This is a genomic window from Photobacterium sp. GB-36, assembly GCF_003026135.1.
Lineage (GTDB): Bacteria > Pseudomonadota > Gammaproteobacteria > Enterobacterales > Vibrionaceae > Photobacterium.
Genome location: NZ_PYNY01000026.1, coordinates 26,160 through 42,638, shown reverse-complemented (window position 1 = coordinate 42,638; position 16,479 = coordinate 26,160). Strand labels below are relative to the sequence as shown.

The 16,479-nt window shown below is 38.6% G+C and carries 17 protein-coding genes; 11 read left to right on the top strand and 6 right to left on the bottom strand.

Going from position 1 to position 16,479, the window contains the following annotated elements:
• Window positions 1-13 precede the first annotated feature (13 nt).
• The 3 genes from C9J46_RS18095 to C9J46_RS18085 all read left to right on the top strand — a co-directional run bounded on the left by C9J46_RS18095 (window position 14) and on the right by C9J46_RS18085 (window position 3,343).
• On the top strand, window positions 14-310 hold the full coding sequence (locus C9J46_RS18095; protein ID WP_233217634.1) for a VanZ family protein: 297 nt from the start codon (window positions 14-16) through the stop codon (window positions 308-310).
• 1,006 nt (window positions 311-1,316) lie between these two features.
• Entirely contained in the window at window positions 1,317-1,979 is a 663-nt protein-coding gene (locus C9J46_RS18090) for a TrkA family potassium uptake protein (protein ID WP_158259293.1), read from the top strand.
• Window positions 1,980-1,999: 20 nt separating this feature from the next.
• The gene (locus tag C9J46_RS18085) at window positions 2,000-3,343 is read left to right on the top strand and encodes a TrkH family potassium uptake protein (RefSeq protein ID WP_233217642.1); all 1,344 of its coding nucleotides are present in this window, start codon (window positions 2,000-2,002) and stop codon (window positions 3,341-3,343) included.
• A gap of 84 nt (window positions 3,344-3,427) precedes the next feature.
• Here the strand turns inward: C9J46_RS18085 and C9J46_RS18080 are convergent, their stop codons facing one another.
• The 4 genes from C9J46_RS18080 to C9J46_RS18060 form a co-directional block, all read right to left on the bottom strand.
• A complete protein-coding gene (locus C9J46_RS18080; RefSeq protein WP_107206939.1) occupies window positions 3,428-4,309 on the bottom strand; it encodes a VirK/YbjX family protein in 882 nt (293 codons plus the stop codon).
• 261 nt (window positions 4,310-4,570) lie between these two features.
• Entirely contained in the window at window positions 4,571-5,329 is a 759-nt protein-coding gene (locus C9J46_RS18070) for an SDR family oxidoreductase (protein ID WP_107206937.1), read from the bottom strand.
• A gap of 101 nt (window positions 5,330-5,430) precedes the next feature.
• Window positions 5,431-6,630 (bottom strand): enoyl-CoA hydratase/isomerase family protein, encoded by a 1,200-nt coding sequence (locus tag C9J46_RS18065; protein ID WP_107206936.1) that lies wholly within the window; start codon window positions 6,628-6,630, stop codon window positions 5,431-5,433.
• A 40-nt stretch (window positions 6,631-6,670) separates the two neighbouring features.
• A complete protein-coding gene (locus tag C9J46_RS18060) occupies window positions 6,671-7,939 on the bottom strand; it encodes a thiolase family protein (RefSeq protein WP_107206935.1) in 1,269 nt (422 codons plus the stop codon).
• A 203-nt stretch (window positions 7,940-8,142) separates the two neighbouring features.
• Here C9J46_RS18060 and C9J46_RS18055 point away from each other — a divergent pair, with 203 nt between their 5' ends.
• Genes C9J46_RS18055 through C9J46_RS18035 form a run of 5 tightly spaced genes read left to right on the top strand, consistent with a single transcriptional unit; the run spans window position 8,143 to window position 13,081 of the window.
• The gene (locus tag C9J46_RS18055) at window positions 8,143-8,526 is read left to right on the top strand and encodes a MerR family DNA-binding transcriptional regulator (RefSeq protein ID WP_199190652.1); all 384 of its coding nucleotides are present in this window, start codon (window positions 8,143-8,145) and stop codon (window positions 8,524-8,526) included.
• 31 nt (window positions 8,527-8,557) lie between these two features.
• A complete protein-coding gene (locus tag C9J46_RS18050; protein WP_107291320.1) occupies window positions 8,558-9,718 on the top strand; it encodes an isovaleryl-CoA dehydrogenase in 1,161 nt (386 codons plus the stop codon).
• 10 nt (window positions 9,719-9,728) lie between these two features.
• Window positions 9,729-11,336, top strand: coding sequence for a carboxyl transferase domain-containing protein (locus C9J46_RS18045; protein WP_107206932.1), 1,608 nt, complete (start codon window positions 9,729-9,731; stop codon window positions 11,334-11,336).
• Window positions 11,337-11,352: 16 nt separating this feature from the next.
• Window positions 11,353-12,156 carry an enoyl-CoA hydratase-related protein gene (locus C9J46_RS18040; RefSeq protein ID WP_233217808.1) on the top strand — a complete coding sequence of 268 codons (804 nt, stop codon included), beginning with the start codon at window positions 11,353-11,355 and terminating at the stop codon, window positions 12,154-12,156.
• Complete coding sequence (locus tag C9J46_RS18035; protein WP_107206930.1) at window positions 12,140-13,081, top strand: hydroxymethylglutaryl-CoA lyase; 942 nt, start codon at window positions 12,140-12,142, stop codon at window positions 13,079-13,081. Before C9J46_RS18040 ends, C9J46_RS18035 begins: the two co-directional genes overlap by 17 nt.
• A gap of 3 nt (window positions 13,082-13,084) precedes the next feature.
• Here C9J46_RS18035 and C9J46_RS18030 read toward each other — a convergent pair whose 3' ends face one another.
• Window positions 13,085-13,363 carry a hypothetical protein gene (locus tag C9J46_RS18030; protein WP_107206929.1) on the bottom strand — a complete coding sequence of 93 codons (279 nt, stop codon included), beginning with the start codon at window positions 13,361-13,363 and terminating at the stop codon, window positions 13,085-13,087.
• A 393-nt stretch (window positions 13,364-13,756) separates the two neighbouring features.
• Here C9J46_RS18030 and C9J46_RS18025 point away from each other — a divergent pair, with 393 nt between their 5' ends.
• From C9J46_RS18025 to C9J46_RS18015, 3 genes are all read left to right on the top strand, one after another.
• Entirely contained in the window at window positions 13,757-14,809 is a 1,053-nt protein-coding gene (locus C9J46_RS18025; protein WP_107206928.1) for a hypothetical protein, read from the top strand.
• Between the two features lie 164 nt (window positions 14,810-14,973).
• Window positions 14,974-15,255, top strand: coding sequence for a hypothetical protein (locus C9J46_RS18020; RefSeq protein ID WP_107206927.1), 282 nt, complete (start codon window positions 14,974-14,976; stop codon window positions 15,253-15,255).
• 161 nt (window positions 15,256-15,416) lie between these two features.
• The gene (locus C9J46_RS18015) at window positions 15,417-15,737 is read left to right on the top strand and encodes a hypothetical protein (RefSeq protein ID WP_107291319.1); all 321 of its coding nucleotides are present in this window, start codon (window positions 15,417-15,419) and stop codon (window positions 15,735-15,737) included.
• Between the two features lie 56 nt (window positions 15,738-15,793).
• On the opposite strand, the gene C9J46_RS18010 is transcribed toward C9J46_RS18015, so the two are convergent.
• Window positions 15,794-16,456: a tellurite resistance TerB family protein gene (locus C9J46_RS18010; RefSeq protein ID WP_107247291.1), complete on the bottom strand. Its 663-nt coding sequence runs from the start codon at window positions 16,454-16,456 to the stop codon at window positions 15,794-15,796.
• Between the last annotated feature and the right edge of the window lie 23 nt (window positions 16,457-16,479).

Sequence of the window (16,479 nt, the reverse complement as noted above, 5' to 3'; positions counted from 1 at the left end):
TTTACTAACGCTAATGATAATTACAGTTTTATCACTATTACCTCAACCCAGCTTACCCCAAGTACCAGGAACAGATAAAACACATCACTTTATCGCTTATAGCGCATTAATTTTTGCTATTGGCCTAAAAATGCCTAAATATTGGTTTTGGTTATTTGTCGGGTGTATTACATGGAGCGGAGTAATTGAATTAATCCAGCCTTATGTTAATCGCTATGGCGAATGGCTAGATTTAGCTGCAAATACCGGAGGATTAATCACAGGCTTTATTCTTTCTCGTATTTGTTACAAGCTATTTTTATCAAAGTAACCATAAGTTTTCACATTAATGATGGCAGTTAATTATCATATATATCTTCCACATAGAACAGAATGAGGTCTGTAAAGTTAACGTCAAACATGCTGGCAATATTTTATTTATTCACATGTTTTTAAACTACTTCTTTCCGATAACGAACAGAGGTAATAAAAATAATGGCATACAATATTGGCAGAGCGGTTTATTACCCTGCCCTAAATATTTTCAAGATAATCATCCTTGAGTTTCATGATGTGAAAGTTCTAAATTTCCTTATCAAAGACACCTAAGATTAAAGGTGCGATTACCGAACAAAATATAAAAATAGAACACAATGCGTATAACGCAATAACCACAAAAAAGGTGGTAGATATAACCACTTACTCGTCTTCGAGTATAATAGAATCGTTCAGTGCACTGCCGATAACAACGTCAACTTTAGTGTTAATAGTTCTGTATTAAACGACATATCAAAAACAACGCATAAAAATGCCCTGTCTGATACTTATCAAGTAATATTAATCAAGGAAAAGGGAAACAGCTTTATTACAATGCAAATATTGGCGTTTTGAGGTAAAAAAGCAGAACAAATTAGTTATTTACACTCATCTAACTTATATACGTGACACCGCACACATAAATGGGCAAAAAAACAACAGTTAGATGTGCAAAATTTATAAGTTTATATGATTTGTACTAAATATAAGATTGCTATTTTTAAAATAAACGCACTAGTAATAAAATAAATTGAATTTAAATCAATAGATTAAGTTAATATTACAGAATACTCTGTAGCAGGTGCGATCTATACCAACACTCAATTATCTTGTATTACAAATAAAATCCTAGCACTATTCACGATCTATTTTGATAATTGGAAATGTGTAACGACTACGTACCTTAAATTGAATAAGACAAATTTTACACGTCCATAGTCTTTACAACATTTTAAAAAATGTATTTTGAATCAACAACAAAACAATTAAAACGCTATACTAAAACAGTTTGGGGAAAAACAATGAATCCTGAAGATAAACAATTTGCCGTTATTGGTCTTGGCAGATTTGGTATGTCACTTTGTCAAGAACTTAGCGAGCGTGGCGCTCAAGTACTTGCTATCGATCTTGATGAAACTTGTGTGCGTAAAGCGGCAGATGTCGCAACTCAAGCTGTTGTTGCTGATTGTTCAAATGAAGCCACCATTTCTGAGCTAAAATTGGACGATTATGATCTTGTTATGGTATCAATTGGTGAAGATGTTAATGCCAGTATTCTTACTACTCTTCTTTTAAAAGAGGCGGGAGTGAAAACAGTTTGGGTTAAAGCAAAGGATACACCTCATAGCAAAATCTTATCTAAAATTGGCGCAGATAAGATCATCCGTCCAGAACGTGATATGGGGATTCGTATAGCTCGCAATATGTTAGATAAACGTATTTTTGAGTTCTCTGAACTAGGAAGTGGTATTTCACTCGCAGAAGTGGTCGTTACAGCAAAAAATATGGGACGTAAAATATATGAACACCCATGTGGTGCTCATAAAGAAACCCAAGTATTAGCACTTAAACGTGGCCCTGAAGTACGTAAAGCTCCTGATCCAAGCACTGAATTACAAGTAGGCGATATTTTAATTATCACAGGACCTGAAAAAATATTAACTGAGACTTTAAGAAAGCTATGAGTTTCATTCCAAACAGGGGCATGTATGTCCCTATCAAAACTGACAACCATAAAAAAAGATGGTCTGAACCTAAGATCATCATTTTTAGTTTTTTAGCCATTTTAATGCCAGCAGCAATCCTGCTCACGTTACCTGCATTTTCAGTTTCAGGGCTTAGTTTTGTCGATGCTCTATTTACTGCAACTTCTGCGATCAGTGTAACGGGCTTAGGTGTAGTAGATACAGGCTCGCATTTTTCCATTAGTGGTAAAGTGTTATTAATGCTACTCATGCAAATTGGCGGTTTAGGACAAATGACATTGTCTGCCGTTTTACTTTACATGTTTGGTTTGCGGTTAAGCTTACGTCAACAAGCATTAACGAAAGAACAATTAGGACAAGATAAATTCACAAATATTCGCCGCCTTGTAAAACACATCATTATCTTTGTGCTTATTTGTGAATTGATCGGTATATTTTTTCTGTCGCTACGCTGGGTACCTGAGATGGGTTGGGAGCAAGGTCTATTCTTTGCAGTATTTCATTCGATTTCAGCCTTTAACAATGCGGGTTTTTCTTTATTTTCAGATGGCTTAACACGCTATGTTGATGATCCTCTTGTTATTATTACGATTTCATCATTATTCATATTAGGCGGTTTAGGTTTTACTGTTATTTCTGATATCAAAAGAAATGCACACCGTGGGTTCCATTTTTTATCTTTGCATTCAAAAATAATGATAATAGCAACACCCATACTATTATTTGTTGGTACCGTAATGATTTGGCTTTTAGAACACCATAATAGCCACACTCTTGGGTCACTTAATGAATCAGGGCAATGGTTAGCAGCCTTTTTCCAATCAGCTACAGCACGTACAGCCGGTTTCAACAGTGTTGATATTGGTAAGTTTACTGAACCAACTATGTTGGTCATGATGCTATTAATGCTTATTGGTGCTGGTTCAACATCTACAGGTGGCGGTATTAAGGTATCAACCTTTGTCGTAGCTATTTTGGCAACATGGTCGTTCTTAAAGCAACGTGATCGTGTAGTGCTATTTAAGCGCACAATTTCAAACCAAACGGTGACAAAATCATTAGCCATCATTGTGGTTAGTGGCATTGTACTTACCATTGCAATGTTTGCCTTAATGATCACGGAAAAAGCCCCATTCTATGAGGTAATGTTTGAAACCATTTCAGCATTTGCGACCGTAGGCGTTACTGCTGGTTTAACAGCAACCTTATCTGAACCCGGTAAATACATCATGATAGTCGTCATGATCATCGGTCGTTTAGGCCCACTAACCTTGGCATACATGTTAGCTCGTCCTAAACCAACCTTGCTGAAATATCCTGAAGATAACGTCGCAGCAGGTTAAAATAAGAAAAACATAAAAAGGCTTGTCACTATGTATCGTGACAAGCCTTTTTTATTGCTTAATCGATTCATTCACTACAATAAATCAATGTTGAATCGTAACACTATCCAATTGTTCTTTAAGATCTTGATCGTATTCATCTAACCAGGCGTAACGTTCACGATACATTTTACGCTTTGGTCGTTTGATATCTTCCATTGCGCGACGCTCTGTATGTAATGGTAATGAATAAAAAGCATCATTGTATTCTTCACCATTATGTTCTTGCCATAATTGATCATAGTTAAGGTTGATCGTTGATGCTTTTTTACCATAGCGCTTAGCAGTGTATACATGTGCACTATTTTTAACCGCATATATATGCTCAATATTCATATCATTAGCAAATAAACGTAAGGTTTCAACCATAAAAGACTTTGGTCGTAAGCCATAAAAAGCTTTCGTAAATAAACGACTAAATCCATTATCGTTAGAACCACCTTGCATACAACCAACATAAATATCATTATCAATAACGGTAAATGCAATAGCGTAATAACGGTGATCATTGCTATCTGTCAGTATTAACGCTAATTCCCCTTCGCGGCGATAAGTGTGGTCAAAACTTAGTTTAACTTGATAGGACTTTTCTTCAATATCAAAGCTATAAAGCTCTAATTCATCAGTATAAATAGTATGTCGAGCTGAATCTGAAAAATGGCTTTCCATCCAGTTATAATGTTTTTTTAAAACCTCAACAATTTGATTTTTAGAAAAACACGTAGCCAAATAGGGTTTTGTAAAGCGCATTAAAAATTCAGGTTGCTGATCAATGACTTCTTTTCGTTGATCATTTAAAAAGAAATGAGCGAGTTCATTATATTGGCGTGAATATACCATCGCTCTAATCGCGTATTTAGCGATAGATAATGTTTTACCGTGATTTTTATGACTGTAAGCGAGCTTTGCAGACTTTAATATACTCATAAGATATCTCTAATCTTGTTTTTCGCAATTGTATACGAAATAAGTATAAAGAATAAGTAATAGAATTATATTTAATAAATTTAATTATCTTCACTAAACAGAAGATGAAAGGTAATATTCATTCATTGAAATAATGAACAGAGAAATCTCATGGAAAAATTAATGCCATACCTTGCTAAATTCGCCTTTACTGTCTCTATGATTATGTTTGTAGTCGGCGGAGGCATGGCACTATATGCGATGTTTTATGGTTAATTAACGTTATAAACGCATACCACCATCAATTTCAAGAATACGCCCAGTGAAGTAGTCATTCTCAATAATATACTTCACTGTATGGGCAATCTCTTCAGGGTTACCAACACGCTCAAAAGGTGCTGATGCCTTCATTTTTTCAAGCACTTCGGGCTTCAATTGGTCAGTTAAAGGAGTATCAATCAAACCGGGAGCAATTGCAGCAACACGAATACCGTATTTTGCTAACTCTTTCGACCAGCCCACAGCCATCGTTGCAACTGCCGCTTTTGACGCCGCGTAGTTAGTTTGGCCTAATGTTCCTGCTCTAGCGACACTTGAAATGTTAATAATAACGCCTTGAGATTCTGTCTTGATCATCTTTTCAGCGGCTTCTCGTCCACACAAAAATGAACCAGTAACATTAACATCCATCACCGTTTGAAATTGGTCTAGCGGCATTTTCGTTAATACGTCATTACTTTCACTAACCAGGAAGCCATCATCAAGAATACCAGCATTGTTAATTAAGACATTAATATGACCGAAATCTTCAATAATATGTGCAAATGCTTGAACAACTTCATCTTCGCTTGTTACGTCAGCCTCATAGATCATTGCTTTACTGTTTAACATATGACACTGATCTTGCGTTTGACGTAACCCAGCTGAGTTGATATCAATTAAAGCCAATTCAGCGCCCATTTGAGCTAGAGTTACAGCCATCATTTGGCCTAGACCTTGACTAGCACCGGTAATGACAACAACGCTATTCTCAATATTCATTAATTGCTCCTGAATTAAAACAAAAGTTTAACTCTGTTACTTTAACGTATATTTATCCATCACAATATTTCTATTCATAAAATCTAAGTTATTATAAATAATTAGCTAATATTGACCTGATTAATTGGATTCTCATGCTCAGACCAGATAGGTGTAAATATTTGCTCAATTACCTTGTTATCAACATCATTTACAGATGAATAAATCCAGTTAGGCATATAATCTTTATCAATTAAATGCGCTCGGACACCTTCTTTGAACTCACCTAACAAACCACAATTTACTGAAAGACCCAGTTCCATTTTTATACAGTCAAGTAAAGATACATCTTTGTAGCTTTGTATTTGTTTAAAACAAATGTGTGCGGTAATAGGGCTACCTGCATTCATGGCCTTTTTTGCTGTCTCTATCCAGCGGCCCAAACCATCAATGGCATTAATTTGGTCGTAAATAGTGGGTAATGATTGAGCAAAACAAGCCGCCTGAATTTGTGCAAAGTATGGCATCAATTGATTTGCAGGTAACACAGAGTGCGCTTTTTCAGCACCGTTATTTAATATGACCGAGATTGCTTCTGATACCAATGACTGACTTTGCGTATCAGCCAATATTGTTGACCATGGGTAATGCTTTAATTGTTTAACAACATTATCATAAGCACTATTTGCAACAATATGATCAACCATTGCTAAATCTCGAGCATCACAAACGTTGACATGTGCACCTGTTAAGCCCAAAAACATACCGATCCCATCAGGAAGCTGGTTTAAAAACCATGTCGCACCAACATCAGGATATAAGCCAATAGTTATTTCCGGCATCGCTAATACTGTATTCGGTAAAGCAACGCGATGGCTTGCGCCAATATATAATCCTAATCCTCCCCCCATGATATACCCATGTCCCCACGCAATTACGGGCTTGTTATAGTGATGGATGAGTAAATTACAACTATATTCAACGGAGAAATATTCCGTTAAAAATGGCTTAGCTACGTGACTTTCAATTTGATCTAACGCTATCTTTGGTGGCTTTTGTTGATGCTTTAAAGCAGGATCATTTTCCATTGCATAATACATACTGCGCACATCCCCACCTGCACAAAAAGCGCGATCACCCACCGATTTAATCATTACAGCAACAATGCTTTCATCTTCACGCCAAAGCTGTAAATACTGGTAAATCGTTTTATGCATATTTAACGTAAGTGCATTAAGCGATGATGGATTATCCAGCTCTAGTACACCAATACTATGTCCATCAGTACAACGGATATAGGAAACATTCACCATTCCTGTCATCACTTACTCCTTTAACTTATTTCCAATCTTCAATGTCATACTATTTAACATCAACTTCAATCGCAATTGCCAATGCTTCTCCTCCACCAACACATACAGCAGCAACACCTTTTAGCGTTTTCGTGCCACTCAACATTTGCGCTTGTTGTCGTAATGCATGGGTTAATGTCACCACGACTCTTGTTCCTGTCGCGCCTATTGGGTGACCTAATGCACAAGCTCCACCGTTAACATTCACTTTTTCAGCATCAATACCTAGCTGCTCTATCGCGGCAATTGTCACCACAGCAAAAGCTTCGTTAATTTCCCACAAGTCCACATCATCAATAGACCAATTAAGATCATCTAATAATTGGTTAATGGCATGAATAGGTGCAATAGTAAATTCATCGGGGGATCGACTATGACTGGCATAACCTTTAATTGATGCCAGTGGATATAAGCCTTGTCGTCGAACTTGTTCAGCTTCCATTAACACTAAAGCTGCGGCACCGTCACCAATAGCACTTGATGAAGCGGCAGTGATCGTACCTTGTTCACCATGTTGCGAAAATAGAGGAGGAAGGTTTGGTATTTTCTTAATATTCACTTCATTCGGGTGCTGATCTTTTTCAACCGTCACTAATGCTTTTTGACTCTGAGCGGTAATAGGGACGATTTCAGCGTGAAATGCCTGACGACTATCCGCTTTGCGGGCTTTATTAATTGACCTTACAGCCCATTCATCCATGATTTCTCGTGAAATATTATATTTTGTTGCCGTTTGTTGACCATAAACGCCCATTAAGTGCCCATCAAATGCATCTTGCAATCCATCTAGATATAAATGATCAAGTACCGCTTTATGGCCTATTCGCATACCGTTTCGACTGTCTGTGAGTAAATAAGGTGCATTGGTCATACTTTCCATGCCTCCAGCGACAGCCGTTCGAATCGCTCCAGCTTTAATCATATCGCAAGCCAATAAGATTGATTTTAACCCTGAGCCACAAACTTTGTTTATCGTAGTACAGGAAACCGATACAGGAATTTTTGCCATCAAAGCTGCTTGTCTTGCAGGGGCTTGCCCAACACCTGCCGTTAATACACAGCCCATAAAGACTTCATCAATCAATTGTGCAATGTGCTCATACTCTATCTCATTATTATGTTCTAAAGTCGTATCTGTTGGCTGAACACGTTTAACATCTCGTAATGCTGCTTCAATAACAATACTACCAAGCTGAGTGGCGGAAAAATGCCGTAAATCGCCTTGAAAACTCCCAATTGGCGTTCTTTTAGCAGCAACGATCAGAATATCCTTACTCATACCAATCACCTCTTTACGTCAATTTAGAAAACATTGCTTGCAGGAATATTAGGGGATTTCTTGACGCTTTTGTAAGCATAGCACTAACATTTACGTAAACGTTAAGAAACATTTGCTGGGATTTTAATACTCAAAATCACTGCTCTGCTTAACCGATAGGTGAAAAGTTTTTACCTATCTAACGTTGCAGGAGACTCAATGTGATGACTTTCAAAATCAGCGAGCTTGCAAACGAATTTAAAATAACACCACGCAGTATTCGCTTTTATGAAGATATAGGTTTGCTTTCACCTAAACGAGATGGCGTTAATCGTGTCTATGGACGACGAGATAAAATTCGACTCGGTTTAATACTTCGCGGTAAGCGTTTAGGCTTTTCTTTACAAGAAATCGGGGAACTCTTCAGTTTATACGATGACAACAAAAGCCATGCTCAGCTTCTTTCCATGATCAACATCATCGACCAAAAACAACGACAACTGACCCATCAATGCGCCGATATTGATATCACTCTTATTGAACTTGAACGCGCAAAAAAACGCTGTATGCACACCCTAATAAAAACAGAATCATACAAAGACAAGTAATCTGAACAGGTTCCGCAAAGGAGGCTTTACTATGCATAGCCAATACTCACCACTCAACTTTGATTTAGGTGATACTGCCAATATGCTGCGCGAACAGGTTAACTTATATGCTGCTGAACATATTGCTCCTATCGCTAACGAAATAGATCAAGACAATCAATTTCCCCATTACCTCTGGCAATCATTAGGCGAAATGGGCTTACTTGGCGTCACCATTGCTGAACAATACGGTGGGGCTGCTATGGGCTATTTAGAACATGTTATCGTGATGGAAGAGATCAGTCGTGCTTCTGCCTCAATCGGATTGAGCTACGGTGCCCATTCCAACTTATGTACAAACCAAATATTCAGAAATGGTAATAATGCTCAGAAGCAACAATACCTACCAGCATTAATCACAGGAGAACACATTGGTGCACTGGCAATGAGCGAAGTGAATGCTGGGTCTGATGTTATGAGCATGCAGTTAAAAGCAGAAGATCACGGTGATCATTTTGTACTCAACGGTAATAAAATGTGGATCACTAATGGACCAGAGGCCAATACGCTTGTGGTCTATGCCCGCACCTCAACCAACGCAATCACTGCTTTTATTATTGAATCACAATTTGATGGTTTCTCTACTGCGCAAAAGCTCAACAAATTAGGTATGCGTGGTTCAAATACGTGCGAGTTAGTTTTTATTAACTGCAAAGTACCGAAACAAAACGTACTGGGTGACGTCGACCACGGCGCAAAAGTCTTAATGAGTGGATTAGACTTCGAGCGCGTAGTACTTGCTGCCGGCCCACTCGGTATTGCGCAATCATGTTTGGATGTCGTGATCCCTTACATCCATGAACGAAAACAATTTGGCAAAGCGATTGGTGAATTTGAGCTGATCCAAGCCAAAATTGCAGACATGTATACCCAACTCAATGCTGCTCGCAGCTATGTTTACACCGTTGCAAAAGCCTGTGACCGCGGTGAAGTCACCCGTAAAGATGCAGCTGGCGTAATTTTGCTTAGTGCTGAACTAGCCACAAAAATGGCGTTAGAAACCATTCAAATACTCGGTGGTAATGGCTACATCAATGATTACCCTGCCGGACGTTTATTACGAGATGCCAAACTTTATGAAATTGGTGCAGGAACTTCAGAGATAAGACGCATGCTAATTGGACGTGAATTATTCTCAGAATCAGCTCGCTAAGGAGTAAGCCATGGCTCAACTTACCTCAAAAGTAGATACAACCAGCCAATGGTTCAAAAACAATAATGATGAGATGCAATTGTTGGTTGACGACTTAAACACCCAGCTAGAGATAATCCATCAAGGTGGTGGAGAATCGGCATTAGCACATCAAAAAAAACAAGGTAAACAACCAGTAAGACAAAGAATTCATCAGTTACTTGATAAACACAGTCCATGGTTAGAAATAGCCCCTTTTGCCGCACTAAATGTCTATAGCGAAGCCGTGCCTTGTGCTGGCATTATTGCTGGCATCGGCTACATCCACCAGCATGCGTGTATGATCATTGCCAACGATCCTTCAGTTAAGGGTGGAACATATTTCCCACTAACGGTAAAGAAACACCTGAGAGCCCAAGAAATCGCTGAAAAGTGTCATCTTCCCTGTATTTATATTGTTGATTCTGGCGGCGCTAACCTACCCCACCAAGCCGAAGTCTTTGCCGATAAAGATCATTTTGGTCGCATCTTTTTCAATCAAGCTCAAATGTCAGCGAAAGGGATCCCTCAAATTGCCGTAGTTATGGGGTTGTGCACTGCAGGTGGCGCATACATTCCAGCCATGTCTGACGTGTCTATCATGGTAAAAGATCAAGCAACAATCTATTTAGCTGGTCCCCCTTTAGTAAAAGCAGCAACAGGTGAAGAAGTAACAGCACAAGAATTAGGTGGAGCCGATGTTCATTGTAAAAAATCAGGTCTTGCTGATTATTATGCTAATGATGAAGCACATGCATTGAGTCTTGCACGTGATGCTATTGCTAGCTGCAATATACCAAGTGCTAGTATTCATCATGATTCGACTGCTTCTCCACCTAAATACAGCATGGATGACATCTACGGCATTGTGGGTACCAATATCCGTATTCCATTTGATATTAAAGAGCTCATAGCCCGTTTAGTCGACAACTCTGAATTTGACGAATTTAAAGCTATGTATGGCAATACCCTCGTGTGTGGCTTTGGATCCATTGAAGGTCACACTGTTGGTATTGTTGCTAATAATGGCATTCTATTTTCAGAATCGGCACAAAAAGGCGCTCACTTTATTGAGCTATGTTGTAAGCGGAAAATCCCTCTGTTGTTTTTACAAAACATCACCGGATTTATGGTTGGTAAACGGGTTGAAGCAGAAGGTATTGCAAAACACGGCGCAAAAATGGTGATGGCTGTTGCCTGTGCCAATGTGCCCAAATTTACCGTTATCATCGGAGGCTCTTACGGCGCAGGGAATTATGGTATGTGTGGGAGAGCTTATGATCCAACCCTATTATGGATGTGGCCTAATGCGCGCATATCCGTCATGGGAGGTGAGCAAGCCGCTGAAGTCTTATCACAAATCACTCAGGCTATCCGCCAACGAGGAAATAAACCTTGGACAGAGCAAGACGAACAACAAATCAAACAGCCGATTTTAGCGCTCTATGACAAACAAGGTCATCCCTACTACGCCAGTGCAAGGCTGTGGGATGACGGCATTATTGATCCTAAATCTACCCGTGATGTATTAGCTCAGGCGCTTTCAATTACTCAGCATGTCCCTATAAAAGAAACCCGATTTGGTATTTTCCGCATGTAACTTTTTAGGTCATATTATGAAAACACAACCAAATATCTTAGTGTCGGTTTCACCTAATAATATCGCGACCATTACTTTAAACCGTGTCGATAAATCGAATGCTTTTAATGCTGAAATCATCGGTGATCTGCTCACCGCCCTTAATCAACTTAAAATAAACAAAGAGATACGCGGCCTACTACTTGAAGCCAATGGTAAACATTTTTCATCGGGTGCTGATCTGCATTGGATGAAAAACATGGCTTTAGAAACAGAGCAAAATAATCAACAAGATGCAGCTCAACTTGCTGAACTTCTAAATCAACTCAACCACTTTCCAGCTCCCACCATTGCCATCGTTCAAGGTGCTGCTTTTGGGGGGGCATTAGGGTTAATTTGTTGCTGTGATATTGCTATTGCAAGTATCAACGCTAAATTCTGTTTAAGTGAAGTAAGGTTAGGGTTAGTGCCAGCGACAATTGCCCCGTATGTTTGTCGTGCAATTGGGATCCGCCAAGCAAAACGTTTTATGTTAACCGCAGAGTTAATCACGGTAGAACAAGCACTCGAACTTGGTCTAATTCACCTTATTTGTGATGATATACAACAAGAAAAACAGGTAATACTTCAGCAAATCTTAACCAATAGCCCAGCAGCGCTTGCAACAGTCAAAACCTTATGTCGTCAATGTGAAGTCGAAATCATTGATCAACGTTTAATTCGTTATACCAGTGAATTAATCGCCCGAGTTCGATGTTCACCACAAGCACAAGAAGGCATACAAGCTTTTTTCGATAAAGTCCCACCAAGTTGGAGTAAAGCCAATGACATTAACGAATAAGCTTCAATTATCGCTACCCGATGCTATTACCGTTTTTGAGGTTGGGCCCCGTGATGGATTACAAAACGAACCTCATCTTTCAACATTAGGTGATAAAGCAACAGCGCTTAAAATAGCGCTGATTAATGAACTGAGTCAGACAGGCTTAACGCATATCGAATCAGGTGCGTTTGTTTCGCCAAAAATGATCCCAGCGATGGCTGATTCGGATAGTGTATTTTCGCACATTCAACGCCATCCCAATATTTTCTACTCAGCTCTGACTCCTAATTTACAAGGCCTAGAAGCGGCCATTAACGTTAATGCCAATGAAGTCGCTATCTTTACTTCTTGCTCTGAAACCTTCACGCAAAACAATATACACGCCAGTATTGATGAAAGCCTTCGACGATTTGAATCTGTTATTGCGATAGCCCATCAACACTTAATACCTGTACGTGCGTATTTATCCTGTGTGATAGATTGTCCGTACGAAGGAAAAACACCACCACAACAAGTCGCAGAAATTGCAAAAGCTCTCATCGACATGGGCTGCTATCAAGTGTCACTGGGAGACACAATAGGAACAGGAACGCCATTACGCGTTGCTACCCTGTTGGAATGTGTAAATCAGCAACTTCAATCAAAAGCCATCGCCGTCCATTTCCATGATAGTTATGGGCAAGCAATCGCGAATATTTATCAAGCAATGCAAATGGGCATTACGACAATAGACAGTAGTATTGCGGGATTAGGTGGTTGCCCATATGCACCAGGAGCAAGTGGTAATGTAGCAACAGAAGATGTTCTTTATTTATGCCAAGGACTTAACATCAAAACCGGCATAGATTTAGAAAAATTCACACTGGTTAGTCAAACATTTTGCCAACAATTGGGGATACGACCACAGTCTAAAGTTGCTTTAGCTATGGCGCATCGCCCATAAACTTTATTCAGCGTCTCTACGAACTCGTTCTTCAGATTCAAGCTCGTTCACAGCGTCCCACAACTGTTGTTCACGGATACGTTGACGCTCTAAATTAGCATTAATACCATCGACAATCTGTTTATCTAATGGGCCTAAATAGTGATCAGCACAATCATGAAAGATACTCCGAAATTCTTCCATCGTTGGTAGTCGGTTATTATGCTCTTCAAAGTTATCAAAAATATCATGAACTTTTACTGACATATCCCGTTTAATGCTTTCTATCTCTGAACTATCCATACATCCCTCGAGCGCACTTAGTTTCATATAATTCAATAACAGAAATATCTAAAACTGTCATTAAGTTCTAGAACATACCATTAATATTTACACTACATGTCACAAAAGCTTTGTGATAATAAGCCACAATATTCAAAAGCGATTGATAAATACTGTGTATCAATAATATCCTAGCTATGAGGACGTAAGCATAAAAATCATTTTCAGTATAGTGTGATTACACATCATTCAGATGATGATTTAGTGATGAAAATATAACAACTGAGATAATTAGCTTTGTTAGCATAAAATCATAACAATTTAAGTGTCTCTATTCTCAGTAAAAAATAACATCTGTATTTTGATGTTTATTTAGAACTATAGTGACGAATTCGAAAAGGAAGTTTGAACAAATTGAAACCATTAGTCTCATTTAAAACTCGCTATAAACAGCTTTGTTTACCGTTTTTTTTATTCTCAATAATACCCAGTATTAGCCAAGCTGAACCCGTTAGCGATACGAGTACTGATCCCAACAATCAATCAAGCATGGCAGATTGGGTTGATGACTCACACCAATCACTTACCAACACCGTCCATGATATTGGCGAGTACCTTGACGAAAGTTTAGCGAAAGACGATGACGAAAGTGCACTTACCAACCGAAGCTATTTACGTATTCGTAATCGTTTAGCCTACTCTTACCGTGGCAAACTTGATAATGACTTCAAAGTTTATTTCAAACTTGACCTGCCCCATGTAAAAAGAGACTGGAAACTAATCATTGATTCCGAGCCCGGCGACTTCGATAGTCTTGAAAACAAGCAACGTGGTATTGCCACAGGCAACAAAACCACATCAGGCGATACTGTGGGTGCATTTCGTCTTCAAGATGCCCACTTTGGCAACTGGAATTCAGATTTTGATATTGGTATTAAATTAAAGCTTCCACTTGATCCTTTCACAAAAATGCGACTTACACGCGTTGATCCTATTAGTGAAAACTGGACAACCCGACTTGAACAACAAGTCTTTTATTATCACTCAAAAGGGTTAGGTTATCTGAGTGAGCTCAGTGGCTATTACGCGATAAACCCTGAGCATTCGAAAATATTCAAAACCACAACCAGCGCGCAGTACTTGAAAGAAGACGATAAATGGGAACTTCTCCAGCAATTTGAATTATTCCATCGTTATGATGATAAGAATTTATTCGAATATTCAACAGGGATCAGTGCTGATACTGGAGAAAATAAAGAAATCACAAACTATTGGATATCTGCAACATGGAATAAACGTATTTACAAACACTGGCTATATCTAGGTGTTCGTCCGCAGCTAGAATTCCCTCGTGAATACAACTATCACGCTAACCCTGGGGTCATGATTGAGCTTGAAATGTTCTTCTCTAAAAACAGAAAAATTGATCGTTTAGGCCGTTATATTCCTAAACCAACTCACCCATAGGCACAAAAGTAATTATGGTATGGCTATAACGATGATGCGAAATACCGCCTCATCGTTACCATCAAACCATGAACAACGACACAAAATCTGATCACTGCACTTCACTCTCATCAATAACTGGAATAATTTAACAACTAGGCAACAATTTCGCTTAGGAGTACATTATGTTTCATTTAAAGAAAGTGATCTTCTCTGTATTGTTCCATTTCTATCAGTTTTTCAGGCTTAGTTTTCCGCTATGGCTAATGATTTCATCACTTGGTGTCAGTCTTGGCTTAATATTACTTCTTTCTGGTGATAATCATTTTCAACAAGGGATTAGTACCATAACCAGTTTCAGTCTCATCACTATCTATCTGATAATACTAAAATACTTCTATTCAAAATTATTAAATTGGAGTGATACTCGCTCTTCTAAAGAGATAGTTGTATCGCTTAAGCAATAATGCATTTAGTTCATCGCTTAAAATACTCACAATTTCAACCACTATGGCATTGGTTACGGTTTGATTAAGGGTATTGCTATAATATACTCATAACGAATTATAATGGTTTTGCTTGTCGCTTTTGTAATCACAGCAAGATTGAATATATAACTGAGTATATTATGAATAAATATTTACCCTTTATTGGCTTAACTTTATTGATTTCAGGTTGTGCGACACAGACTGTACCGCAATCAGAACGACAAGTGATCACAAAAATCGTAAAACAAGATACGGCGCCAGTAGAAAAAAAAGGATATGACGATGGTTGTAAAAATGCCATGGAAGCGCAGTTTTTACCATCCAAAGAAATAGTAAATAGCTACGATACCGTAAATAGAGCAGCTTACCTAAAAGGCTGGGAAAAAGGTTATAAACAGTGTGTTATTGGTTTAGGTCCAGTCAGAATCAATAGTTCTATGCCAGCGGGTCAAACAAAATAATATTGACAATCAGGGGCTATATTTAATTAGCCCCTATCTTAGCTGTGTTAAATCAATCACGACATAACATTTGCTTGTTCTTCTATTCGCTGAACTAAGCCTACTGGCAGTTTTAATGCTTGGGCTAATGCGTCAAGATAAGCACGCTCTAAGAAATGATCGACATCAATAGCCAATAATGTAACTAAATAAACTTCAGAAGCTTGCTCTAAGCCACTAACTTGCGCCGCAATGACTTGGGGATCTAACGGTGCATTTAGCCAACGAACAATCACAGTTTCAACATCATGGCTGATCCCATTTTCAATCATCCATTGTGCTATCGCTGTTTTTTCTTGCTCGTCAATATGACCATCAGCTTTTGCTGCAAAAATCATAGCTTGAACTAACAAGTCTTGGTTTGTTCTTAATTGGGTATTTGGGGAAATCGCTTGCTGTGAGTCCATTGCCGTATTAGAAGCATGTGATGACTCTTGCGACCATTTCTTATAAGCCTGATAAGCGACCGTGCCAATCACAGCAGTACCACCAACTAAGGCAGCTTTACCACCATATTTTTTGGCTAATTTACGACTTTTCTTATTGCCTAATAATGCACCAACAACCCCACCAGCTGTCGCTCCTTTTAATAAATCAGAGGTACTTGAACTAGATGTGGTTTTTCCCTTATCCATATAATTACTAGCTTGATTTATTAGCTGATCGAATAAACCTTTCATCGTCATTCTCCATAAAAAGGGCA